This window comes from Martinezella sp. CNPSo 3795 (assembly GCF_057784475.1).
On sequence record NZ_JBXSOQ010000003.1, the window covers coordinates 298576 to 320677 of the forward strand.

General features: G+C 59.7%; 27 protein-coding genes and 1 riboswitch. Of the genes, 9 read left to right on the forward strand and 18 right to left on the reverse strand.

Annotated elements, in window-relative coordinates; all coding sequences use genetic code 11:
- Window positions 1-28 precede the first annotated feature (28 nt).
- From olsC to AC13QY_RS11150, 13 genes are all read right to left on the reverse strand, one after another.
- On the reverse strand, window positions 29-874 hold the full coding sequence (gene olsC, locus AC13QY_RS11090; RefSeq protein WP_113351731.1) for an ornithine lipid ester-linked acyl 2-hydroxylase OlsC: 846 nt from the start codon (window positions 872-874) through the stop codon (window positions 29-31).
- A 307-nt stretch (window positions 875-1181) separates the two neighbouring features.
- Entirely contained in the window at window positions 1182-1571 is a 390-nt protein-coding gene (crcB, locus tag AC13QY_RS11095) for a fluoride efflux transporter CrcB (protein WP_113351730.1), read from the reverse strand.
- A gap of 217 nt (window positions 1572-1788) precedes the next feature.
- A riboswitch (Fluoride riboswitch) is annotated at window positions 1789-1877 on the reverse strand.
- A 58-nt stretch (window positions 1878-1935) separates the two neighbouring features.
- Window positions 1936-2763, reverse strand: coding sequence for a class I SAM-dependent methyltransferase (locus tag AC13QY_RS11100; RefSeq protein ID WP_113351729.1), 828 nt, complete (start codon window positions 2761-2763; stop codon window positions 1936-1938).
- Between the two features lie 41 nt (window positions 2764-2804).
- Window positions 2805-3848 carry a Gfo/Idh/MocA family protein gene (locus AC13QY_RS11105; protein WP_113351728.1) on the reverse strand — a complete coding sequence of 348 codons (1044 nt, stop codon included), beginning with the start codon at window positions 3846-3848 and terminating at the stop codon, window positions 2805-2807.
- An 8-nt stretch (window positions 3849-3856) separates the two neighbouring features.
- A complete protein-coding gene (locus AC13QY_RS11110) occupies window positions 3857-4642 on the reverse strand; it encodes a ThuA domain-containing protein (RefSeq protein ID WP_113351727.1) in 786 nt (261 codons plus the stop codon).
- Between the two features lie 164 nt (window positions 4643-4806).
- The gene (locus tag AC13QY_RS11115) at window positions 4807-5148 is read right to left on the reverse strand and encodes a DMT family transporter (RefSeq protein WP_113330205.1); all 342 of its coding nucleotides are present in this window, start codon (window positions 5146-5148) and stop codon (window positions 4807-4809) included.
- 19 nt (window positions 5149-5167) lie between these two features.
- Window positions 5168-5731, reverse strand: a complete 564-nt coding sequence (locus tag AC13QY_RS11120) for a TetR/AcrR family transcriptional regulator (RefSeq protein WP_113351726.1) — start codon at window positions 5729-5731, stop codon at window positions 5168-5170.
- Between the two features lie 95 nt (window positions 5732-5826).
- Window positions 5827-6915, reverse strand: a complete 1089-nt coding sequence (locus tag AC13QY_RS11125; protein WP_113351725.1) for a sn-glycerol-3-phosphate ABC transporter ATP-binding protein UgpC — start codon at window positions 6913-6915, stop codon at window positions 5827-5829.
- A 90-nt stretch (window positions 6916-7005) separates the two neighbouring features.
- Window positions 7006-7881 carry a carbohydrate ABC transporter permease gene (locus tag AC13QY_RS11130; RefSeq protein ID WP_113351724.1) on the reverse strand — a complete coding sequence of 292 codons (876 nt, stop codon included), beginning with the start codon at window positions 7879-7881 and terminating at the stop codon, window positions 7006-7008.
- 1 nt (window position 7882) lies between these two features.
- On the reverse strand, window positions 7883-8788 hold the full coding sequence (locus AC13QY_RS11135; protein ID WP_113330209.1) for a carbohydrate ABC transporter permease: 906 nt from the start codon (window positions 8786-8788) through the stop codon (window positions 7883-7885).
- Window positions 8789-8859: 71 nt separating this feature from the next.
- Complete coding sequence (locus AC13QY_RS11140) at window positions 8860-10128, reverse strand: extracellular solute-binding protein (protein WP_113330210.1); 1269 nt, start codon at window positions 10126-10128, stop codon at window positions 8860-8862.
- A 236-nt stretch (window positions 10129-10364) separates the two neighbouring features.
- Complete coding sequence (locus tag AC13QY_RS11145; protein ID WP_113351723.1) at window positions 10365-11258, reverse strand: sugar phosphate isomerase/epimerase family protein; 894 nt, start codon at window positions 11256-11258, stop codon at window positions 10365-10367.
- 4 nt (window positions 11259-11262) lie between these two features.
- Window positions 11263-12306 carry a Gfo/Idh/MocA family protein gene (locus AC13QY_RS11150; RefSeq protein ID WP_488493447.1) on the reverse strand — a complete coding sequence of 348 codons (1044 nt, stop codon included), beginning with the start codon at window positions 12304-12306 and terminating at the stop codon, window positions 11263-11265.
- A gap of 135 nt (window positions 12307-12441) precedes the next feature.
- Here AC13QY_RS11150 and AC13QY_RS11155 point away from each other — a divergent pair, with 135 nt between their 5' ends.
- The 3 genes from AC13QY_RS11155 (at window position 12442) to AC13QY_RS11165 (ending at window position 14349) form a co-directional block, all read left to right on the forward strand.
- Window positions 12442-13485: a substrate-binding domain-containing protein gene (locus AC13QY_RS11155; RefSeq protein ID WP_113351722.1), complete on the forward strand. Its 1044-nt coding sequence runs from the start codon at window positions 12442-12444 to the stop codon at window positions 13483-13485.
- Between the two features lie 89 nt (window positions 13486-13574).
- Window positions 13575-13964 (forward strand): group II truncated hemoglobin, encoded by a 390-nt coding sequence (locus AC13QY_RS11160; RefSeq protein ID WP_488493448.1) that lies wholly within the window; start codon window positions 13575-13577, stop codon window positions 13962-13964.
- A 7-nt stretch (window positions 13965-13971) separates the two neighbouring features.
- Entirely contained in the window at window positions 13972-14349 is a 378-nt protein-coding gene (locus tag AC13QY_RS11165; protein WP_488493449.1) for a DUF423 domain-containing protein, read from the forward strand.
- 34 nt (window positions 14350-14383) lie between these two features.
- Here the strand turns inward: AC13QY_RS11165 and hmuQ are convergent, their stop codons facing one another.
- The 5 genes from hmuQ to AC13QY_RS11190 all read right to left on the reverse strand — a co-directional run bounded on the left by hmuQ (window position 14384) and on the right by AC13QY_RS11190 (window position 17302).
- Window positions 14384-14698 (reverse strand): heme-degrading protein HmuQ, encoded by a 315-nt coding sequence (gene hmuQ, locus AC13QY_RS11170; protein ID WP_488493450.1) that lies wholly within the window; start codon window positions 14696-14698, stop codon window positions 14384-14386.
- An 18-nt stretch (window positions 14699-14716) separates the two neighbouring features.
- The gene (locus AC13QY_RS11175) at window positions 14717-14995 is read right to left on the reverse strand and encodes a hypothetical protein (protein ID WP_113330216.1); all 279 of its coding nucleotides are present in this window, start codon (window positions 14993-14995) and stop codon (window positions 14717-14719) included.
- The gene (locus tag AC13QY_RS11180) at window positions 14992-15390 is read right to left on the reverse strand and encodes a DUF2325 domain-containing protein (RefSeq protein WP_113330217.1); all 399 of its coding nucleotides are present in this window, start codon (window positions 15388-15390) and stop codon (window positions 14992-14994) included. Before AC13QY_RS11180 ends, AC13QY_RS11175 begins: the two co-directional genes overlap by 4 nt.
- A gap of 198 nt (window positions 15391-15588) precedes the next feature.
- Window positions 15589-16788 (reverse strand): cell envelope integrity TolA family protein, encoded by a 1200-nt coding sequence (locus AC13QY_RS11185; RefSeq protein WP_488493451.1) that lies wholly within the window; start codon window positions 16786-16788, stop codon window positions 15589-15591.
- A 55-nt stretch (window positions 16789-16843) separates the two neighbouring features.
- Window positions 16844-17302, reverse strand: coding sequence for a hypothetical protein (locus AC13QY_RS11190; RefSeq protein ID WP_488493452.1), 459 nt, complete (start codon window positions 17300-17302; stop codon window positions 16844-16846).
- A 191-nt stretch (window positions 17303-17493) separates the two neighbouring features.
- Here AC13QY_RS11190 and hemP point away from each other — a divergent pair, with 191 nt between their 5' ends.
- The 6 genes from hemP to AC13QY_RS11220 all read left to right on the forward strand — a co-directional run bounded on the left by hemP (window position 17494) and on the right by AC13QY_RS11220 (window position 22093).
- Entirely contained in the window at window positions 17494-17667 is a 174-nt protein-coding gene (hemP, locus tag AC13QY_RS11195) for a hemin uptake protein HemP (protein WP_047629363.1), read from the forward strand.
- A gap of 9 nt (window positions 17668-17676) precedes the next feature.
- On the forward strand, window positions 17677-18732 hold the full coding sequence (locus AC13QY_RS11200) for a hemin-degrading factor (protein ID WP_488493453.1): 1056 nt from the start codon (window positions 17677-17679) through the stop codon (window positions 18730-18732).
- An 8-nt stretch (window positions 18733-18740) separates the two neighbouring features.
- Window positions 18741-19676, forward strand: coding sequence for an ABC transporter substrate-binding protein (locus tag AC13QY_RS11205; RefSeq protein ID WP_113352020.1), 936 nt, complete (start codon window positions 18741-18743; stop codon window positions 19674-19676).
- Between the two features lie 37 nt (window positions 19677-19713).
- A complete protein-coding gene (locus tag AC13QY_RS11210) occupies window positions 19714-20787 on the forward strand; it encodes a FecCD family ABC transporter permease (RefSeq protein WP_269245136.1) in 1074 nt (357 codons plus the stop codon).
- 7 nt (window positions 20788-20794) lie between these two features.
- Window positions 20795-21586 (forward strand): heme ABC transporter ATP-binding protein, encoded by a 792-nt coding sequence (locus AC13QY_RS11215; protein ID WP_145316321.1) that lies wholly within the window; start codon window positions 20795-20797, stop codon window positions 21584-21586.
- Between the two features lie 156 nt (window positions 21587-21742).
- A complete protein-coding gene (locus AC13QY_RS11220; protein ID WP_113330223.1) occupies window positions 21743-22093 on the forward strand; it encodes a glycine zipper domain-containing protein in 351 nt (116 codons plus the stop codon).
- Window positions 22094-22102: the final 9 nt, after the last annotated feature.

Here is a 22102-nt window from a genome sequence, read left to right on the forward strand (position 1 = left end):
ACCGCTCCGCATCCACCAACCGGCCCGGTCAGGGCTTCGGGCGGTTTCTGAACGCCTCGGCTTCGGCGTAGAATTTCTTTTCCCATTCCTTGTGATTGTCGAGGCCTTCCTTGATGAAAGGTGTGAAGATCGCGAGGTTCATCAGGGCCCAATTGACGATGCGGGCCGGGAACTTCAGCGGCTTGACGAAATCGACGAAGAGCACCACGCGGGTCTTATCGGTATGGTTCCAGGCTTCATGCTCATAGGCATCGTCGAAGATCAGCGCTTTGCCTTCCTGCCAATGGCATACCTGCCTGTCGACGCGGATGGCGAGCTTCTCGTTTGGCTCCGGCACGATGAGGCCGAGATGCAGGCGCAGCACGCCGTTATAGGGGCCGCGATGGGCGGGAAGATGCTTGCCCGGCTCGAAGATCGAGAACATCGCCGTCGTCAGGCCTGGGATCTTCTGCACGGCCGCCCAGGTATTCGGGCACGCCTTGATGTTCTGCTCCGATTTCACCCCGAAGCCGAGGAGGAAGAAGGTCTTCCAACGCGTATCGGTGGAAATGGTCTTCACGTCGGTGGAGATGTCCTGGAAGGTCGGTAGCTCGCTCTGGCGCAGCAGCACCTTTTCGAGCTCGGCGCGGATCGCCGGATAATCCTTCTCGATCTCGGCCGCCCAGGGGAAAGTCGCGGTGTCATAGACGGGCGGATTGCCGAGCTTGGCATATTTCAGATTGAGGCGTTCTGCCCAGGCGACGATGCCCATGAAAAAGCGCGTCATGGCGCTGGCGCGGTCCATCGGCGCAATGCCAGCGGTGCCAAAGGTCTGTTCGGGAGCGGGAGATTGGTTGGAAGTGGGAGCAGGTGCGCTCAAGGGACTCTCCGTCATGTCTGTCTTTTGGGGCGGTGCAGTCCAGGAGGAGAAATCTTTGCCCGGGGATTCTGCATTGCGAATCCCGACGCGAGAACAGGCTTGTCATTGGGAATGCCTGCCTGCTCTTTCCTGATCGACGCCCGACTCCTTGTGTTATGCGGTGATCTTAATAGGCGATTATATGAGTTGATTGGTCGAATTTCGCAAGAGAGTCCCTTCGCAACGAGCGGTGGTTTATCCGAGAAGGAATCTCCGGCGATTCTCGAGAGGGATTCACCCCAGAACCGGCAAAAATGCGGCGAAATCCGCCGGCCTCCAATCACTAGGCAGTTTGAGCCTGAATTATTAGCCGGACAATTGCAAGTCCCGCCATCAGAGCGCCGATCGACAGGAAAACGGATAGGGCGACATAGGCGATGGACGGCATCCACTGGCCGCGCTCCCAAAGCAAGACACTCTCCAGCGCAAAGGTCGAAAACGTCGTGAAACCGCCCAGAACGCCGGTTGTGAGAAACAGTCGCACCTCCTGCGACATACCGCCGCGAAAAGCGAAATATTCCGTCAACAGCCCCATGACGAAGGCCCCGAGGATATTGATGATGAGGGTGCCGAACGGAAACTCGACACCGACCGCACGCGCGGCGAGTTCATTCACGCCGAGACGGAATGCACCGCCGAGTCCGGCACCGAGAAAAACAATAAGATAGATCACGGCAATCTCCCGCTGTGTTTAATGATCATCATTCGCAACATGCCCGATCGAAAGACCCGAATTGGCGCCGCCGCGATATCGGCTATCGCAAATGCCGACGCCAAGATCCGCTCGCCAACCCGGCCGCCCCTAGGCCAGTTAAGGTGGTGACTGCAAAAACTGCATGGAATAACGGCAAGAAAACAGGACACGACTCTACCCCTTCGCCCTTCAGGCGCGTTGAGTAGGAGTCATCAGCTTCCCTGGGAAAATCAGAGCAGCGGTTCGGCCACGATGGCCCGGCAGAAATCCATTACCGTTGAATTTCCAATACAGAAACAGGCCCGTCGCTGTCAATGCGCTGCAGCAAAAGCGGTCGCGTCCATCATATCGCTCTGGCGATCATCTCGATCGGCGCGAGCAGGCCGCCTTCAACCGACATGTTGACGTTGCCGATTCGCTCCCCTGCCCGCGGTCCCATCAGCGTCCGGACCCCCTGGTCTCGCAGCTCGCCCGCAGCGGCCCTGGCGCGCGCTTCGTGAGCCAGCCGGATCGCGAGAGCGCTGCGATCCTGTTCCAGCTCCACCACGAAGCCGGCTTCGTCGAGCAGATTTCGATAGGTGTCGGGAGAACAGACGAAACTCGTCTCCGGCTCCATCGCCCAGGGCATCGGATAGGGCAGCGCTCCCTCCCGCATCTGCATGATTTCATAGAGACCGAAACTGCCGCCCGGCTTGAGAATGCGCCGAATTTCGGAAAACAGTCTCGCCTTGTCCTCGATGTTCATGCCGACATGAATGAGCGTCGCCCGATCGAAGCCGCCGCTCTCGAGGGGCAACGCCAAAGCGCTCCCCTGCTGAAAGGAGACTTGCTCCGTCAGGCCGCAGCGAGCCGTGAGCGAATTGGCGACTTGAACGAATTCCTCGGTAAGATCGACGCCCGATACGAGGCATCCGTAGGAGTCGGCAAAATGGCGGGCCGGCCCGCCGAGCCCCGATCCGATATCGGCAACCCGTAAGCCGGCGGAAAGATCGAGATCCCGTGCGAAATCCACCGTTGCGGCATGTCGCCCCAAATGGAATTCATCGACACCAGCCAGGTCGCGGATGCGCAGGTTTTCGATATCCGCGCCATCGGCGGCAAGCGTTTGCAGGATCGCCGTTTCCAGCGATCCATGCGTATAGTGGCTGGCAACTTTTTCCTCGGTAGACATGCATGCACTCCCAAGGCTTTGCCTGAAGATGGTCTCAAGGATTAGACCTTCAGTTCGCGCCGTTCGACTTCAGTCACCATGGCAAGATCCAGCACGCGCTGCAAGTTGGCCGCGTGGCGGAAGCTTGGGTCCTGGCTACTGCCGGTCATGACAGCCTCGGCAAAGCGCTGATAGTTGGTCGGCACCGGCGGTACTTCGAGGACACGCCACGTCGCCGTTTCCGTATCATCGCCAAGGCAGCCGCGCAATTCCGAGCCGTTCGGGCTGTGGGATACTTCGAGGCCGCCGCGCTCGCCATAGATGCGCAGCTTCAGCTCGTTCAGATGGCCCGTTGCCCAGCGGCTCGCGTGCACGACGCCGAGAGCACCGTTGGCGAAATCGACCGACATCGAGAAACTGTCGTTCGCGTCGAGCGTATATTCGCCGATACGTTCGCCAGGTGCCTTGGCAAAGGTCTTCAGGCGCGCGAAGACGTGATCGATATCGGTCGCGGCGCCATAGGCGGCGAAGTCGAGGATATGGATGCCGATATCGCCGAGAACGCCGTTCGAACCATGCCCGGTCGACAGACGCCATAGCCACTTGGACTCGCTGCGCCAGTCGCCCCAGGCCTTGGAGACGAGCCAGCTCTGCAGGTAGGACGCCTCCACATGCTTGACCGTGCCGATCTCGCCCGAGATCACCATCTCGCGCGCCTTCTGCAGCTGCGCGACATTGCGATAGGTCAGGTTGACCATGTTGACGACCCCAGCCCTTTCGGCGGCTTCCGTCATCTCGAGCGCTTTTTCATAATTCTCCGCGAGCGGCTTCTCGCAGAGAACGTGCTTGCCCGCGGCAAGCAGCGGAAGCGTCGTCGGATTATGAGCCTTGTCCGGCGTGACGTTGGTCACCGAATCAAACTCACCCCAGGCCAGCGCCTCGTCCAAAGACAAAAAGCGCTTCTTGATATCGAACGTATCGCAGAAGGCGGTGAGCCTCGTCGCATCCGTATCGACGGCGCCGACGATTTCGACGCCAGGAATGCGGGCGAAATGCTCCACATGGTTCTTCGCCATGCCGCCCGTGCCAACTACTATGAGACGCATCTGATACCTCAGCGATAACCGGCTTCGCCGGCCTGGTGCAGTTTCGGGCCGCGTTCGACGATCGGCTCCAGTGCCTTTTCGACCGGCACATTTGGCGCATCATGGATGCTGGCCTGGGTGCCGAGCGGGTTATAGGCCCATTTCACGGAATTGATCAGAACCTTCTGAACCGTACCGTTATGATAGGTCGGATAGGTCTCGTGACCGGGACGGAAATAGAAGATGTTGCCGGCGCCGCGGCGCCAGGTCATGCCCGAGCGGAAGACTTCGCCGCCCTGGAACCAGGAGATGAACACAGTTTCCAGGGGCTCCGGAACGGAGAACTGCTCGCCGTACATTTCCTCATTCTCCAGCTCGAAATGCTCACCGAGGCCAGCTGCGATCGGGTGGCGGGGATTGATGACCCAGAGGCGCTCACGCTCACCGGCTTCGCGCCACTTCAGCGCGCAGGGCGTACCCATCAGGCGCTTGAAGACCTTGGAGAAATGGCCCGAATGCAGCACGATGAGGCCCATGCCTTCCCACACACGCTTTGCCACGCGCTCGACGATTTCGTCCTTGACGGCGCCGTGGTCCTTGTGCCCCCACCACAGAAGGACGTCGGTGTCTTTCAGGCGGGCTTCGCTGAGACCATGCTCCGGCTCCTGCAACGTTGCAGTGGTAGCCTCGATGCCTGCATCGGCATTCAGCGCCTTGGCGATGGTGTTATGCATGCCTTCCGGATAGATCTCGGCGACGACCTTGCTTGTTTGCTCATGAATGTTCTCGCCCCAAACGACGGCACGAATAGTCATTACGGTACTCCTCTAATACCATTAGGATTGAATAGGTTATGCGATCCAAAGCGCTTTGGAAAAGCGCCGTATTTCAAGCCTCCATCAGCCTATCCAGCGCAAGACATAATGCGTTCAAAGCGATTTGACAAAGCCAAAAACAACCATGAACAACACCTCTGTTTTCAGTGCGACACGGATTTTGAAAAGAGGTTCACGACGAGCACGCCGACGATGATCAATGCGAGACCGATGATCGCGGCGAGATCGAGTTTCTGCCGGAAAAGCACCACGCCCACCATCGAAATCAGCACGATGCCAAGCGCGCTCCAGATGGCGTAGGCGATGCCCACCGGGATGACCCGCAACGTTACCGAAAGGCAATAGAACGCTGCCGCGTAGCAGACCACGAGAACGACCGTCGGGCCGAGGCGCGTAAACTGCTGCGACATCTGCAATGCCGTCGTGCCGATCACTTCAAGCACGATCGCGACCAGCAGCATTGCATAGACCGATGCGTTCGCCATTCCATTATCTCCGATAGGGCTAGAGCTGAGTGAGCTCGATCAGCCGGTCGATTAGCCTTTGACGGGCACTCTCGTCCATGTCGTGGCTGCCGAGCAGGTCGGCAAGCCAGATCCCGTCGGCCGCCAATCTGACGATTGCCGCGTCCACCGAGGAGTCCGTGCCGACATATTCCTCGCTGCGCTCGCGCACCCACTGATGCCACCGCTGCCGCAATTGCGGCTCGGTGAGCAGCACCATCGTCACCTGTGCCCAATCCTTGGTGCCCTGCGGCTGATCGCGCAGCGCCAGACAGGCATGCAGGTAACCGCGGGTAAAGCGGCCGTGCGGCAGCGGATCGGCGCGCATCGCCTCCTCAATCGCAGCGTCCAGCCGTTCCAGCAGGCTGTCGAACAGTGCTTCCAGAAGCATGTTCTTGCTGGGGAAGTGATGCAGCAAGCCGCCCTTGCTGACACCGGAAGCGCCGGAAACGGCATCCAGCGTCACCGCCGTCATCCCCTTTTCGGAAGCAAGCCGCGCCGCCACCTCCAGCAACTGCTGGCGGACGAACAAGGGCTGCTTCTTTCTATGGTGGGCGGTGGACATGGCGACATAACATACCAGTTGGACGGTTTCGTCAACGCTCTAATCGGCAGTGTCTAGGCCTAATTGCTTGTGGATGATCTCGTGTTGTTTCCTCCTCAGTTTACGGAATGATGTGCCGCATCCTTCTCGTCGAAGATGCTGACCTTGGTTGCCTCCACAGCGAAGGCGATCGGCGAGCCGGTCGTAATCGTCGTCATGCCGGGATCCGTGCCGATGATCTTCGATCCATCCTTGAGCCGGACATGAACGAGCGAACGGTCGCCCAGGCGCTCCACAGTCTCGACCTGGCCGCCGATATCACCCTTCTCCGCCGTCGTCACGACCAGATGCTCCGGGCGGATACCAAGCGTCAGCCCGGAATTCGCAAGGCCGTTAAGCGCGACAGCCGTTTTGATGACAGAGCCATCCGGCAAGGTCGCCGTTGCCAGCCCGCCCGCTTCATCGAGGCCGGTTATGTTGATAAAGTTCATGCCGGGCGAGCCGACGAACTGGGCGACATAGCGCGTCGCCGGGCGCGTGTAGATCTCGACCGGGGTTGCCACCTGCTCGATCTTCTTGTTGTTGAGCAGCACGATACGGTCGGCGAGTGTCATCGCTTCCACCTGGTCGTGCGTCACGAACACCATCGTCGCACCAAGCCGCTCATGCAGCTGCGCCAGTTCCACGCGCGTACGTGTACGCAGGCCGGCATCGAGGTTGGAAAGCGGCTCATCGAAAAGGAACACATCCGGCTCGCGCACGATGGCGCGACCGATCGCGACGCGCTGGCGCTGACCGCCGGAGAGCGCCGAAGGCTTGCGATCCAGCAGATGCGGCATTTCCAGGATCTTCGCGGCCTCTTCAATGCGCCTTGCGATCTCGTGCTTGGGCGTTTTGATATTTTTCAGGCCGAAGGACATGTTCTCGCGAACCGTCATGTGCGGATAGAGCGCGTAGGACTGAAAGACCATCGATACGCCGCGCTCGCCGGGCGGCAGTTGGTCGACCCGCTTTCCGCCGATCCAGATTTCGCCGCTGGTGATCGTCTCCAGGCCAGCGATCATGCGCAGCAAGGTCGACTTGCCGCAGCCCGAACCGCCGAGGAAGACAACGAACTCGCCGCGCTCGATCGTCAGATCGATGTCGTTAAGAACCTGCACGGCACCAAAATGCTTGGTGAGGGATTTGATATTGATACCTGCCACTTTACGCCTCCTGCGGAAAAATCGAATTCATCGAACTTGCCATTCATCGCGCCGCCCGGCCGCTGTCGCCGAACGGGGCTTCCGCATTGGTTATTTGACGGCACCTACCGCGACACCGCGCGTCAGGGTCCGCTGGAAAATCAGGAAGAAGATGATCGTAGGAGTTATGCCGAGCAGTGAAGCCGCGGCAATTGCCGTCGGGTCCTGCGTATTGGCGCCCGACAGCACGCCCATGGCGACGGAGACCGTCTGGTTGTTATTGGAAACGAGGAATACCAGCGGGATCAGAAACTCGTTCCAAGTCCAGATGAAGAAGAAGGTCGCAAGCACTGCAAGCGTCGGCCTGAGCACCGGCACGATCACCATCCAGAGGATCTGCCAGCGGCTGGCATTGTCGATCTGCGCCGCCTCGATGATCTCTCGCGGGAAGGTCGTCAGCACCGAAGACAGAAGATAGGTTCCGAATGCGGTATGTAGCACGCCGATGATCAGGATAACCGAGAGCATCGAGTCGAACAGTCCGACCTGCTTTGACATATAGTAGAGCGGATAGACCAATGCCTCCTGCGGCGCCATGATTGAAATCAGCAGCAGGACGAGAACCCCTTGCCCGCCTCGTACGCGCCCTATGCCGATGGCATAGGCATTCAGCAGACTGAGGACGACGGCCAGAATGGCGGTGCATCCGCTGATGAGAACGCTGTTGAAGAGCTTCCGGGGGAAATCGACGGTCGCCCAGAAGTTCTTGAGCGCCGTCAGATCGAAGCTGTGCGGAAGTGCAAGCGGACCATTGGCGGCATAGTCGGAGGGCGTCTTGATGGCGTTGACTGCCGCAAGAAAGAACGGAAAGAGGGTGCCCGCCAGGAAAACCAGCAGGATACCCAGAACGACCCACCGGCCGAAGCCCCTTCTTACGCGATGTTCCGCCGAAGCGACATGCGTGGAAATCGAGGATGCCGTTGCCATCTCAATGCCCTCCTTCGGCCTGCTTCGACTGCATACGCAGGAAAACGATGCCGAGTATGATGGTCATGACCGTCTGCAACGTCGCGATGGCTGCCGCGTATCCGACGCGGTTCGTCGTGAAGAAATGGTAATATGACAGATAGGATGGAACCGTCGTCGCATTGTCCGGTCCGCCTGACGTCAGAACATAGATCGGTGCGAAGACCTTGAGGGCTGCAATCAGGGTCGTCAGCGCGACGACGAAAATTTCAGGCATCAGCATCGGGATGGTGATGGCGCGGAAACGCGCGAACCAGCTCGCATTGTCGAGCTCGGCGGCCTCGTAAAGAGAAGGATCGACACGCGCCAATCCGGACATGAAAACGACCAGGCAATAGCCGACCTGGACCCAGACGATGACGGCCGAAACCGCCCAGAGCGCATAGCTTGCATCCCCCAGCCAGTTCTTCGCCATGAAATCGAGGCCCATCGCCTTCAGCACGGCATTGATGATGCCGATGGGGTTGAGAATCCAGGCCCACAGCACGCCGGCAGCGGTGAGCGGCAGGATCTGCGGCAGGTAGAAGCCTGCCCGAAAGAAGCTCGACCATGTCTCGCCGAATTGCGCACTGATATAATCAAACAGCACTGCCGCCAGCAACAGCCCCAAAAGGATGGGCACGATCGTCATCGAGATGATGAACAGAAGCGTATGCTGGATGGAGCCCCAGAAAGCGGTATCCTGAAGCAGCCTGGCATAGTTTTCCAGACCGACATAACGCGGCGGGATGACGCCGCCCTTCCACGTGGTGAAGCTGATCGCGAAATTGGCAATCAGCGGTACAAGCACGATAAGAACAAACCCTAGCACGCCGGGGATCATATAGAGATAGTACCCCGCCCTGCCGGCGCTCTTCGACTTATCCATCGAAATCCTCCAGTCCGATACGGCAAGGCGGCAGGAAAGCCGTCTTGCCGTTGTGATTGTCGCCGATGGTGTTACTGCGCTGCCTGCACGTCGTCATAGGCCTTCTTCAGGCGCGCCACGAACTGATCAGGCGTGGTCGAACCGTTGACCAGGCCGGTCGTGGCCTGGATGAGCAGTTCGTAATAGCCGGGCACCGGCCAGTCCGGGTAGAAGCCGAGGCCGCCCTTGCTGGAGATCTGGTTGAAGAGCTCGACGTTGCGCTTGCCGACCTCATCGGTAACCGAGGCCGGATCGGCAGCGATGGCAACGCCACCGAGATTGGCCTGCATGTTCTGGTTTTCCTTGCTCAGGACGAGATCGATGAACTCGTAGGAAAGGTCTTTGTTCTTGGCGCTCTTCGGCACCATGAACAGGTTACCAGTCGAACCCACGCTGTACTTCGGAGTCGGGAAGATGAACTGGCTCCACTTGAAGGTCTTGATCGAGCTCGCGAAATTGCCGTTGTTCCAGGTGCCGCTGACAAACATTGGAGCTGTGCCGGACGAGAAGAGATTGTCGGCGCCGCCGGTACCCTTGAGGCCGGTCGAATCCTTCGAAATGTAACCCTTGCTCACCCAGTCGGCGATCTTCTGAGCGGCAAACAGGAAGGGTTTGGTATCGAGCGGTGCCTTGAGCCCCTGATAGTTCTTGACCCAGGTGTCGTCAGCCTGCGTCAGAGCAAGCGTATAGACGAGGTGCTGTGCGTTGGAATCCACCGTACCATAGGCAAGCGGCGTAATGCCCTTCTTCTTGAAAGTGTCCAGCGCGGCTTCGAACTCGTCCAGCGTGGTCGGCACTTTCACGCCGTTGGCCTGGAACATGTCGATATTGTAGAAAACCGAAACGAATTCGCCATAGACGGGGATGCCGATAATCGGGCCGGAACCGTAGATGCCGTTGCCATCGTATTTGCTGAGCTGGCTATTGGTTTCATTGAGGATCTTGTCCCAGCCGCGCGATTTGAATTGATCGTCGAGCGGCGTCAGCAGCCCCTGCGAGGCAACGAGACCTGCAGTGGCATTACCTTTGTTGTATTCAAGCACATCCGGCGCCTGATCCGAATTGAGGATGAGGCTGCCAGCCTTTTGCAATTGCTCGAATGTCTTCTGTTCGAAATTAATCGTGACGTCGGGATGCTTGGCTTTCAGCTCTTCGAGCGCCTTGGTCCAGGCCTTGGCCTGCGAAGTGTCCGGCAGTTCGAACCACCAGACGTTAAATGTCTTGCTCTGGGCTTGCGCTACACCGGCAGCCAACAGAAGCGACATGCCGGCTGTGATCGCCAGCTTCGAAAAAATATTCATATATTCTCCTCCACCATGCGAACCGTGACGGTATCTGTCCGATGACATGGCCCGCGCTGCCATCGGCGTTTTCCTCTTATCTGCACCAAGCGCCCGCCTGTCACATGGGACAAGGAGCGGACGCTCGGCAGTTCCTCCGTTTGGGTACCCGTCCTGCCCGAAACATCAGACGCTCCGGGCACTTCATTAACGCACAACTCGCCTCCTAAATCGATGCAGATTCGCAAATGCGCGCTTTACTCGACGAAATCACCACCCCGGCTTCTCTTGAGATAGTTCAGGCCGTGAACCTGGCCAGTCATTTCGAGCGCATCGCGATAAACCGGGTCATGCCAGCCCTCGATATCGATGGAGCCGGACCAGCCGGCCAAGCGAAGCTCGGAAATAATGTCGGTCCAGTTGCTGTCACCAAAGCCCGGCGTGCGCATGAAGACGAACTTCTCCTTGCCGAAGATGCCGTGTTCCTTGATGACATCCCAACGGATCGTCGCGTCCTTGCCATGGACGTGGAAAATCTTTTTCGCCCATTTGCGGATCTGCGGCAGCGGCTCGATCAGATAGACCATCTGATGGCAAGGCTCCCATTCCAGGCCGAGATTGTCGTCCGGAGTCTCGTTGAACATCAGTTCCCAAGCATCCGGATTATGCGCGATGTTCCAATCGCCGGTCGCCCAGTTGCCGTCCATGGCGCAATTCTCGAAAGCGATCTTGATGCCCTTGTCGGCGGCACGCTTGGCAAGCTCGCTCCAGACCTGCTTATAGCGCGGCAGGCTGTCGGTGAGCGGCTGATTGCGGATGCGGCCGGTGAAGCCGGCAACGCAGGTCGCGCCAAAATGATGGGCATTGTCGATGCAATCCTTCCAGCCCTGGAGAGTCTGCAGGTCCATCTCGCGCTCTTCGAGCGGATTGCCGAACATGCCGAGAGTCGAGATCGTGATGTCGCGGTCGCCGATGGCCTCGCGGCAGCGCTTGCCGAGATCCGCAAGGTTCTGGCCGTTGGTCGTCTGCCAGAAGAAGGGCTCGAAGCTCTCGAAGCCGAGATCAGCGATCTTGGCGATGTTCTGGGCGGCATCCTCGTTCGTCGCCCTGATCATCGTGCCGATGCGGATGGCCTTTGCCGGATTTGTCATGATGTCATTGTCCTTGTGCTGAAATGTCGACGCGGCGGCCAGTCTTGGCGCTCTCGATCGCGCCTAAGACCATGGCGAGGCTGCGAATGTTGTCAGAGCTCGCCGTTTCCGGCGGCTTGCCCGTTTTGATCGCTTCGATGAAGGAGGCGATAACGCTGGCATGGCCATGCGTCTCCTCCTCATGCTTCGGTCCGGGAACCTCGACCGGCGTAAAGCCATGCAGCAAACCAGGCTCGTTGCCGGCGACAGCGGCCTCGAAATTCTCTTCGCCGTCCCAGGTCAGCATGCCCTTGCTGCCGGTGAGCCGCCATTGGCTCTCCCAGCTCGTACGCCGGCCCTCGGCGCACCAGGAACCGCGATAGCTGAAGACGACATCATCGGAAAAATCGAAGAGCGCATGCGCCGAGGCGCCATGTTTGTACCAGGAGCCCACCGGATTCTTTTCGATGCAATAGACTGAGAGTGGCACCTTACCTGAGACGAAGCGGGCGGCATCGAAGGTATGGATCGCCATATCGAGCAGCAGTACGTTGTCCATTTCCTCGCGGAAACCGCCGAAATGCGGACCCAGGAAGAAATCGCAATGAACGCCAGTCAGCGCGCCGATCGCCCCCTCCTCCACAAAGCGTCGCATGCGACGGATGCCGGAGATGAAGCGGCGGTTCTGGATGATGGCATGGACCTTGCCAGCTTTGGCGGCGAGATCGATCAGCGCTGCACCCTCGGCGAGCGACGTCGCCATCGGCTTTTCGCTCAACACATGGCAGCCGGCCTTCAACGCTGTCGAAACCACGCCGAAACGCGCAGCCGGAATAACGATATCAAAGACCAGATCCGCCTTGGTCGCAGCAATGACCTCGGCGAGATCGGAGCCGATGACGGCACCGTCGAGAGAGAATTCTTTCGCAAGGCTTTCGGCGGTTACCCGATTGAGATCGACCAGACCGACAATCTGAATGGATTCGGCAAGCGCCGGCGTCGAGGTGATAGCCCTGAGCCAGCCCTTGGACATAGCTCCGCACCCGCACAAAATGGCATTAAATTTCACGATGTCCTCCTGCGGGCCGTGCATTACCCCTCATGACACGCGCTCCGTAAACGTTTACGATACTATGCGAAAAGATTTTCCTGTGTCAATAGAGGAGGACTCTGGAAAATGGCGCATGGAGGAAAACTGCGGCCGATGAAGGGAATTCGTCAGCTTGCCGAGCATCTCGATATTTCGATCGGCACAGTATCACGCGCATTGAACGGCAAGCCCGATGTCAACGAGGAAACCCGCAAGCGCGTTCTCGCCGCCGCCGAGCAACTGGGTTATGTCGCCAATCAATCGGGGCGCAGCCTGCGACAGGGCACAACAAATGTCATCGGCCTGATGATCCAGTCCAGCAGGGAAACGGTCGAGAACAGCGACAATTTCTTTCTGACCGTGACGGGCGGGCTGCAGAGCGTCTTCTCGCGACACAATCTCGATTTGATCATGCTCCCCTGTCCGCATGACGAAGACCCTTATGAATATCTGAAACGTATGGTTGCGCGGCGTATTGCCGATGCGATGATCATTTCGGAGACGCAGCGTGTCGACAAGCGCTTCGATCTGCTCGCCAAGGCAAAGATCCCGTTTGCAGCGCTTGGCCGCAGTCTTTCCGGCGCGCAGCATGCCTGGGCCGACCTCGATTTTGCCGGCGTCGCCAATGCCGCCGTCGACCGGCTGGTGGCGCACGGGCATCGTCGCATCGCTATCAGCGCGCCGGCAAGCGAGATCAATCTTGGCTTCATCTTCGCGGAAGGCTATCGCCGGGCGCTGGAGCGGCACGGCATCGCTTATGACCCTGCGCTGGTCCTTCGCGCCAAATCGAGCGAACAGGGTGGTTACCAGGTTGGCGACGAACTGCTGAAGCTGCAAGACAGGCCGACCGCAGTGATCCTGATCTACGAATTGATGGCGATCGGCCTCTATCGTCGCCTCATGGAAGCCGGCATCGTTCCGGGCCGCGACATTGCCGTCGTCAGCTTCCGCGAGGCGCCCCGCGCCAAATTCCTGCAGCCGGCGCTGACCTGCTTTCGCACCTCGGTGCACGATCTTGGCGTCGAGTTGGCGGAAATCCTGCTTTCCAGCATGCCCGCCTATAGTCAGGAATACCCCGGGAAGGCACGCCAGACGGTGTGGCCGCTCGAACTCATTCCCGGCGAAAGCGACGCGTTCCAGCTGACAACAGTAAAATAACCAGCGCCGAAACGCCGCACCGACCGCTTCCACAGTTGCGGCAGCGTCTCTGAGTTGCCATCTAGGACATCGCAAACAGGGGCCTGGGCTTGAGCGAAGAAACCATCACACTTTACGAAGCGATCGGCGGCGACCGAACCGTGCGGGCGCTGGCGGCGCGCTTTTACGAACTGATGGATATGCTGCCGGAGGCCGCCAATTGCCGTGCCGTGCATCCGCCGAGCCTCGAAGGCTCGCAAGAGAAATTCTACGAATATCTAACCGGCTATCTCGGCGGGCCGCAGCTCTATATCGAGAAGCGCGGGCATCCTCGCCTGCGCAGTCGCCACTTCGTTGCCGCCATCGGCCCGAAGGAGCGCGATGAATGGTTGCTATGCTTCCGCCGAGCCATGGATGAAACCATCGAGAATGAAAAGCTGCGGCCGATCATCTGGGAGCCGATCGAGCGCCTGGCTTTTCACATGCAGAACAGGGAATGAGGAAACCATGAGCATCAGCGCCATAATCCGTCCGGCCACCCTGTTTATCGCCGGCATCCTCGGTGGCGGCGGCGTGGCGCTGGCCGCAGCAGCGACTCATGGCGGCGACACGCATTTCCTCGGCGCGGCCTCCACCATGAGCCTTGCCCACGCCCCTGCCCTTCTGGCGCTTTATGCCGGCTATGACCGTATCCGCACCGCACCGATTGCCGCTGTCCTGCTGGGATTGGGAACGCTGATCTTCGCCGGTGATCTCATCAACAGGCATTTCGGCGGCGGCTCGCTGTTTCCGATGGCCGCTCCGACGGGCGGAATGGGCATGATCGCCGGCTGGGCGGCGATAGCGCTCAGCGCTTTCTTCAGAACCGGTGCGACCAAGGCCTGAAAGAAGCTATTTTACCGAGGCAGGTGACGCTGTCTCAAATCCCCTGAACGACAGCGAAGCCTTCGAATTGCGGCGGCCCCCAATAGAGGCGCTTGTTATCGGCCGCATTGCGGTGCGCCATCCGAAAATGCTCGGATTTCGTCCAGTTGATGAAAGCTTCCTCGCTGTGCCAGGTCGTGTGCGAGGAAAATAGCGTATAGCCCTCCTCCACGCTCGATTTTCCGCGCAGGAGACGGAACTCGAGAAAACCAGGCACTTCCGATAGGCGAGAATCGCGGCCTCTCCAGGCCTCTTCGAATTCGCCCTCCAAACCGATGACGACCTTGAAGCGGTTCATGGCGATGTACATGGCAACCTCGTTCGACGATCAGACCTTCTTGCGATGGGCAACAGTCTTATCTACGGCAGGCGCAAAGGCAACGACATTTGCGCCATCGCGGCTTGCTTCATGGAGCGGCTGCTCCGGCGCCTCTCCCGGCTGCCGCGTCCTCCAGGCTGGAAATGTCGCGACATTGGCGGCCCGCCGTTGTTCCTCGGCGCGGCGCATCAGCAATTCATAGAGTTCGGGCACCAACCCATCGCCGTTCTGTGCGGCCAGCTTATGCAGGCCGATCAGCATAAACCCGTCAGGGCCATTATCGATCATCTTGATGCGTCTCGTTCTTTCATGGTCTGCAACGCCCGCTCGAGGCTGGATTTGCTGCCGTTGCGCAAGGGAATGAAGGCCTTGCCAAACTTCTTACAGCCCGTCTTCACCCGCAGGCAGGCATCATGGCTGATGCAATCGATCGGGCAGAACACACAGTCGACCGACGGCAGCACGGTATCGATACGCGAGACCGCCTCGCGCAGGCCGCCATCATGGTGGATCAGTTCGGCACCGAAATTGCTGGCGATCTGGCGAAGATGCGCCACCTGGCAATCACGGCCGCCCACATAGAGGAAGCTGCGCCCATCGAGAGTGGATTTCCCGGAAACCTGCGCCGTTGTCTGCGTCTCACGGCTCTCACGGCCAGAATCCCTCTTCCCCTTACGCGCCATACATCACCCGTTTGCTGGTTGCTCTTCCACGCTCGATTCCACCAAGCGTGAGGCGACCTTAGTAAACATGAGTTTTGGAGTAAAGTATAAAGTTGATGATTTTTATCATATTTTAAGGCACTTGGCGGATGTTCGGGATTTGACCCTTCCAGAACCGGTAAACGGCATCTGGTTACACCTAACCGACAGGCCCAGGACCTATCGTCCCGTCACTTGCACTTCTTGCGTGAAAGACCAACTCGGCTTGCCCCATTCCGAAGGCAACGGCGGGAACGGTGCCGCCCGGCGGATACCGCTGGTAACTGCTTCGTCCAACTCCGGGAAGCCCGAGCTCCGCGCGATTGACAGGGAGGTCAGATCACCGCTCGAACCAATCGTGAGGCGGATACGCACAGTAATGCCGGGCTCGTACTTGGATGAGAGGCGCACAGCTCGCCGGATGCGCGATTGCACCTTACCAGGATAATTGGCAACAGCTGCACTACCCGCACCGGTCCGACGAGCATTTACCTGTGAATTGGTATCGGACTGCGCTGCCTCGGTACCATCGACAGACCCGCGCTTGGAATCCTGCTCGCTCTCGCCGCGCGATCCCGACTTCACCTTCGCGACCTTTGCGGCAGGCTTCTTCACTTCCTTTGGTCGTTCAACTGGCTTCGGCTTCTCCACCGGCGTCACAACCTCCGGCGGAGGCTCTGTCGGCTGAACTTCGGCAACCTGGCTATCAACAGGCTGCACCGGTTCGACGGGCTGGATGACCGTCGTCTCGGCCGGTACCTGCGTCGCCAAAATCTGCGGCTGCTCGGGTGCGACTGCCATAGGCTGGGCCTGCTCCACGGGCTCAACGGGCTCGGCTGCTTGCGCCTGTTGCGTTTCCTCTGTCTGCGGCTGAACAACGTCAGGCTGCGGCGGCTGCGTCTGTTCCGGCGCCATTTCAGTCGGTTGTACCGTCTGCGGCTGCACGGCCTCGGCGGTCACTTGCTCCGGCTCCGTCTGCGGGTTTTCCTCGCCAGTAGCCATCTGATCGGCATCAGAATTGCCGATCATGATGACGCTGACGGTATCGCCCGCCTCTTCCTGCGCGTCCTCGGGCGTGGCGACGAAGGTAAAAAGCAGCACGACAATGATAACGGCATGAAACAGGCAGGATCCCACGCCGGAGAAGACCAGCGACGTCTTGCGCCCGGCAACTGTTTCTCGCGTCCTCTCAGGCAGCGCGTCGATCGGCAGATGCTCCGCCATCTCAACCGGGGCAACCTCGCTCGGATGCTCCGGATAGGAACTGATCTGCGTGAAACGGCTGTAATGCGCCACGGCTTCGGCAGCCGGCGGTCGCGGCACGCCTTCGAGGCCCGCCAATTCATGGCCGGGCAGCACGCTCGGATAGTTGTCATTCATGCCGCCATCCGCGCGGCGTGCTATGGAAACTTTCGCCGAGCGCATCGCCATGGCTTCAGCCTTCGAAAGGAACAGATGTCTGCGAGCGCGTGATTAGAGCGGCCTTGCATTCGCCGGCCGCCGGACCATCACAGACCGGCGTGTCATTGATGATGATGCGGGAGACAGTTTCGCACTTGACGCCCGGCATGTCGAATTGCCGCACCCGCTTCTTGCCGAGCGGCAGGTCGCGGAAATCAAGCACGGTAACCCGGTCGACGGCATTTTTGTCGTTGAAGAAAGCGAGTTCGAAGGAGATCTTGTTGATCGGGGTTGCCATGTCGTTTTCGGCAACAAAGGTCATCATGCATCCCTTCTGCGAGGGAGCCAGCGCATTCAACTCGACATTAAGCTTATGGGACGCCGTTGGAGCAGGCGCCGCCGCCGCCGCCGCATCCTGGGCGAAAGCAGGAGCGGAAGATGCCGCGGCGAACACACTCGCAGCAGCGAGCGCCAAGATGGTTTTCGTCAGCATCGACATCTCTCCTGAATATGTTGACGCGTGTCCGCTCGGCCAACGGCCCTAGCGTGTAGCGTCGAAATTTTTAAACTTGATTTTAGCAGTCTCCTATTGCGTCTTTATGAAACCATGAGTATGAGAGTCAAGATAAATTTGGCCGCACGACGGTTCGGCCCCCGATGAATTTTCAGGCAAAACTAAACAGGATGATTGCTGAGAAGACCCCTACGCCGCCGGTGCAGTGCACGGCCGCACCGCAGGTAAGAATTGTCGAGAGCACGGATATTTTCCGGGGCCAGACCGAAATCATGATCAAGCACGAGGGCGTCATCTACCGCATGAAGATTACGCGCCAAGGCAAGCTGATACTCAACAAATAGGCATGACAGATGAATAAGACGACTCGCCCGACCCCTGCCGAAATTCGCGCTTTTCGCGCCGAGAACCCGAAGATGCGCGAGCGCGACATCGCTGCCCGCCTCGAGATTTCCGAAGCGGCGCTCGTGGCCGCCGAGGTCGGCATTTCGGCCATCCGCATCGATGCCAGCGTTGATCGCTTCCTGGAGCGGATCGCCTCGCTCGGCGAAATCATGGCGCTGTCGCGCAACGAAAGCGCCGTGCATGAGAAAATCGGCGTCTATGAGAACATGAAATTCGGCGCGCAGGCGGCGATCGTGCTTGGCGAGAATATCGACCTGCGCATCTTTCCGAAGCGCTGGGTTCATGGCTTTGCCGTCACCAAGACCGATGGCGATCAGAAGAGGCTCAGCCTGCAGTTCTTCGACAAGGCCGGCGATGCCGTCCACAAGGTGCATCTGCGCCCAGAATCGAATGTCGAGGCCTATCACGCCATGGTCGCCGAGCTGCGCATCGAAGGCCAGTCACAGGAATTTATCGAAGACCGTTCCGGCTATGACAATGGCGCAACCGATGGCGACGTCAGCCGCGACGAGCTGCGCGACCATTGGAGCCGCATGACCGATACGCACGAATTCTTCGGCATGCTGAAGAAGCTGAAAATCGGCCGCCAGGATGCGATCCGCACCGTCGGCGACGATTATGCGTGGAAGCTGGATGCGGGTGCCGTCGCGGAAATGATGCATGCCTGCGTGCGCGAGGGCCTGCCGATCATGTGCTTCGTCGCCAATGAAGGAACGGTGCAGATCCACTCCGGCCCGATCTACAACGTGCAGACCATGGGTCCCTGGATCAATGTCATGGACCCGACCTTCCATCTGCACCTGCGGCTGGATCACATCGCGGAGGCATGGGTCGTGCGCAAGCCGACCAAGGACGGCCATGTCACCTCGCTCGAAGCCTACAACGCCCAAGGTGAGATGATTATCCAGTTCTTCGGCAAGCGAAAAGAAGGCTTCGATGAGCGCCCCGATTGGCGCGCCATCATCGAAAGCCTGACAAGGGCCGGTACCAACGTTGCCGCATGAGGATGGTCATGACGATGTTCAAGAACTTCAAGCGCATCAGGCCGTGGGAAGTCGCCCTGACCGTGATGGTAATGGCCCTGCCGCTCGCGCCGGCCAACCCGATCGCGGGCCTTGGCAGTTTCGTGCGCCACGCGCACGCCACCGAAACGGCCAAGACGCCGGATACCTCGCGCCTCGTCTCCATCGGCGGCGATGTGACAGAGATCGTCTATGCGCTCGGCGAGGAAAAGCGGCTCATCGCCCGCGATTCCACCAGCCTTTATCCGAAGGAAGCGACCAAGCTTCCCGATGTCGGCTATATGCGCGCGCTGTCGCCGGAAGGCATTCTGGCCGTCAATCCGACCGCCATCATTGCCGTCGAAGGCTCCGGCCCGCCGGAAGCGCTGGCCGTGTTGCGCAATGCCAGCCTGCCTTTCGAGACCGTACCGCAACACTACGATCGCGATGGCATCCTGAAGAAGATCGAAGTCGTCGGCGCGCTGCTTGACGTGCCAGACAAAGCCAAGGCCCTGGAAGCCAAGGTCGCCGCCGATCTCGATGCGGCCATCAATGAATCAGCCAAGCGCCCGGAGGCCGAGCGTAAGCGCGTCCTTTTCGTGCTCAGCAACCAGAACGGCAAGATCATGGCCTCAGGCACCAATACGGCCGCCGACGGCATCATCAAGCTTACCGGCGCCACCAACGCGATCAGCGGCTTCTCCGGCTACAAATCGGTGACGGATGAAGCCATCATCGAAGCCAAGCCGGACGTGATCCTGATCATGGATCGCGAGGGGCCGCTGTCGATGTCGAACGAGGACCTCCTGAAGCAGCCGGCCATTTCGCTGACGCCGGCCGCGAGCCACAAGGCGATCGTGCGCATGGACGGCCTGCATCTGCTCGGCTTCGGACCACGCACGGCCAGCGCCATTCGCGAGCTGAACGCGGCGATCTACGGAGGCTGACGTGGCATTCAACGATGCCATGGCCGGGCTGAAGCAGATGTCGCAAACCACGGCACGCCGACGCGAGGGCGATCGCAGCACGCTTGCGATCTTCGTTATCGCCAGCCTCTTAGTGGTTTCGGCAGCGGCCTTTCTGTTTTCGATCACGACAGGCGCATCGAATGCTTCGGTCATCGATGTCGTAAAGGGCATACTGACCGGCAGCACGGAAAGCACGCTTAGCATCCGCGACCGCATCGTCATTTTCGAGATCCGCCTGCCCCGCGCGGTCCTCGGCTTCCTGATCGGCGGCGGGCTGGCGGTTTCGGGTGCTGTCATGCAGGGCCTTTTCCGCAATCCGCTGGCCGATCCCGGCCTGATCGGCGTATCTGCCGGTTCCAGCCTCGGTGCGGTTGCCATGATCGTCCTCGGCGGCGGCGTGCTTGCCCCGGTTGCGCATATCCTCGGCGTCTTCGCTCTTCCCATCGCCGCCTTCATCAGCGGTCTGGCAACGACGATATTGCTTTATAAAGTCGCAACCCGGTACGGGCAGACCTCCATCGCGACCATGCTGCTGGCCGGCATCGCGCTCGGTTCGCTGGCGCTGGCGGCAACGGGAATCCTCATCTACATGGCCGACGACCGGCAGTTGCGCGACCTGACCTTCTGGAGCATGGGATCGCTGGCGGGCTCGACCTGGAGCAAGGTCGCAGGTGCCGGCCCGATCATCGTCCTTTCGCTTCTACCCCTTCCCTTCATGGCGCGCGGGCTGAATGCGCTGACGCTCGGCGAGGCGGCCGCTTTCCACATGGGGATATCGGTGCAGCGGCTGAAGAGTATCGCCATCGTCAGCGTCGCTGCGGCGGTCGGCGCCTCCGTCGCTGTCAGTGGCGGCATCGGCTTTGTCGGCATCGTCGTCCCGCATATCCTGCGCATGGTCATCGGCCCTGACCATCGTTTCCTGCTGCCGGCCTCGGCACTGCTGGGCGGCTCGTTGCTGGTCGCTGCCGATGTGGTCGCCCGCACCATCGTTTCTCCGGCCGAGCTGCCGATCGGCATTCTGACGGCTGGTGTTGGCGGTCCCTTCTTCCTGTGGATGCTGCTCAGGCAGCGCTCGCGCCTCAATCTGTGAGTTCGCGATGATCGATGTCTCCAATCTGAGCGTCCGGCTTGCCGGCAAACCGATCGTGCAGGATATATCCTTCACGGCCGAGGCCGGCACGCTGACCGCCATTTGCGGGCCGAACGGCTCCGGCAAAACCACGACGATGAAAGCCATCTCAGGCGAGCTCGCCTATAGCGGCGACATCCATATGAACGGTGTTGAAATCAAGGCCCTGGAGCCATGGCAGCTTGCTGAAATGCGCGGCGTCCTGCCCCAAGCAAGCTCGATATCCTTCCCCTTCACCGTCCGCGAGATCGTGCGCATGGGCCTGACCAGCGGCCGCAATAGCCATCCTGAGCAAGCCGATCGTATCGCGACGGAGGCGCTTGCCGCCGTCGATCTCGACGGCTTCGAAGGCCGCTTCTATCAGGAGCTTTCCGGCGGCGAACAGCAGCGTGTCCAGCTCGCGCGCGTGCTCTGCCAGATTTCCGAGCCCGTCATTGATGGCAAGCCTTGCTGGCTGCTGCTCGACGAACCTGTTTCCAGCCTCGACATCAGCCATCAGCTCACCATCATGACGCTTGCACGGCAATTCTGCCGGCGTGGCGGCGGCGTCATCGCCGTCATGCACGATCTCAACCTGACCGCGCTTTTTGCCGACCGGATGGTCCTGCTCAAGAACGGTCGGCTGCAGGCCACGGGATCGATCAAGAACGTGTTGACGGACCAGCACCTGCAGCAAGTCTTCGGCTGCAACCTGCGCGTCAACCGCGTTCCCTCCGACGGTGCTCCCTTCGTTCTCGCCCACAGCGCACTGGCCGACTGACGCCCGCACATCCGGAACTTTTTGTTGCATCCGCGCGTTGAGATGACGCGGTCGGAATCGATGTTCCGAGCGTGGAATGTTCTGGTGTGTCGGAAAATTCCGATCATCACGAAAACAGGTGCCTCCAGGGGCGCCCTAATTGAAAGGGAGCTGAACATGGCCACATCCTTCCTCCATTCGACGCGCGGCAAGCGCAATGGCAGCAGCCTGCATGATGTCGAAGCAACCATCGAAGAACAGATCGACTCGCTGCGCGAAGAAGTTGCGGCCTTTGCCAAGCTGATCGGCGAGAATGGCGCAAAGCAAAGCAAGAAATGGCGCGCAAATGCCGAGTCGGGACTTGATGATCTCGCGGTCCGCGGTGAAGAATTGCTGCACGATTTGCAGCGCGGCTATGCAAGGGGCTCGCGTGAAGTTCGCAGAACCGTACGCCAGCATCCCGTCGCCACCATCGGCGCGGCTGCCGCCTTCGGCCTTGCCGTCGCCCTGCTTTTGTCTCGCCGCTAGGGTGGCGGG

Bases quoted from the DNA above. Each gene is read 5' to 3' on its own strand.
- AC13QY_RS11155 (WP_113351722.1), top strand. From the start codon at position 12,442: ATGAAGGGAATTCGTCAGCTTGCCGAGCATCTCGATATTTCGATCGGC.
- AC13QY_RS11110 (WP_113351727.1), bottom strand. From the start codon at position 4,642: ATGACTATTCGTGCCGTCGTTTGGGGCGAGAACATTCATGAGCAAACA.
- AC13QY_RS11180 (WP_113330217.1), bottom strand. From the start codon at position 15,390: ATGGCGCGTAAGGGGAAGAGGGATTCTGGCCGTGAGAGCCGTGAGACG.
- AC13QY_RS11210 (WP_269245136.1), top strand. From the start codon at position 19,714: ATGTCGCAAACCACGGCACGCCGACGCGAGGGCGATCGCAGCACGCTT.
- AC13QY_RS11205 (WP_113352020.1), top strand. From the start codon at position 18,741: ATGACGATGTTCAAGAACTTCAAGCGCATCAGGCCGTGGGAAGTCGCC.
- AC13QY_RS11135 (WP_113330209.1), bottom strand. From the start codon at position 8,788: ATGGATAAGTCGAAGAGCGCCGGCAGGGCGGGGTACTATCTCTATATG.
- AC13QY_RS11165 (WP_488493449.1), top strand. From the start codon at position 13,972: ATGAGCATCAGCGCCATAATCCGTCCGGCCACCCTGTTTATCGCCGGC.
- AC13QY_RS11185 (WP_488493451.1), bottom strand. From the start codon at position 16,788: ATGAATGACAACTATCCGAGCGTGCTGCCCGGCCATGAATTGGCGGGC.
- AC13QY_RS11115 (WP_113330205.1), bottom strand. From the start codon at position 5,148: ATGGCGAACGCATCGGTCTATGCAATGCTGCTGGTCGCGATCGTGCTT.
- AC13QY_RS11105 (WP_113351728.1), bottom strand. From the start codon at position 3,848: ATGCGTCTCATAGTAGTTGGCACGGGCGGCATGGCGAAGAACCATGTG.
- hmuQ (WP_488493450.1), bottom strand. From the start codon at position 14,698: ATGTACATCGCCATGAACCGCTTCAAGGTCGTCATCGGTTTGGAGGGC.
- hemP (WP_047629363.1), top strand. From the start codon at position 17,494: ATGATTGCTGAGAAGACCCCTACGCCGCCGGTGCAGTGCACGGCCGCA.
- AC13QY_RS11120 (WP_113351726.1), bottom strand. From the start codon at position 5,731: ATGTCCACCGCCCACCATAGAAAGAAGCAGCCCTTGTTCGTCCGCCAG.
- AC13QY_RS11140 (WP_113330210.1), bottom strand. From the start codon at position 10,128: ATGAATATTTTTTCGAAGCTGGCGATCACAGCCGGCATGTCGCTTCTG.
- AC13QY_RS11200 (WP_488493453.1), top strand. From the start codon at position 17,677: ATGAATAAGACGACTCGCCCGACCCCTGCCGAAATTCGCGCTTTTCGC.
- AC13QY_RS11175 (WP_113330216.1), bottom strand. From the start codon at position 14,995: ATGATCGATAATGGCCCTGACGGGTTTATGCTGATCGGCCTGCATAAG.
- AC13QY_RS11100 (WP_113351729.1), bottom strand. From the start codon at position 2,763: ATGTCTACCGAGGAAAAAGTTGCCAGCCACTATACGCATGGATCGCTG.
- AC13QY_RS11130 (WP_113351724.1), bottom strand. From the start codon at position 7,881: ATGGCAACGGCATCCTCGATTTCCACGCATGTCGCTTCGGCGGAACAT.
- AC13QY_RS11145 (WP_113351723.1), bottom strand. From the start codon at position 11,258: ATGACAAATCCGGCAAAGGCCATCCGCATCGGCACGATGATCAGGGCG.
- olsC (WP_113351731.1), bottom strand. From the start codon at position 874: ATGACGGAGAGTCCCTTGAGCGCACCTGCTCCCACTTCCAACCAATCT.
- AC13QY_RS11190 (WP_488493452.1), bottom strand. From the start codon at position 17,302: ATGCTGACGAAAACCATCTTGGCGCTCGCTGCTGCGAGTGTGTTCGCC.
- AC13QY_RS11215 (WP_145316321.1), top strand. From the start codon at position 20,795: ATGATCGATGTCTCCAATCTGAGCGTCCGGCTTGCCGGCAAACCGATC.
- AC13QY_RS11220 (WP_113330223.1), top strand. From the start codon at position 21,743: ATGGCCACATCCTTCCTCCATTCGACGCGCGGCAAGCGCAATGGCAGC.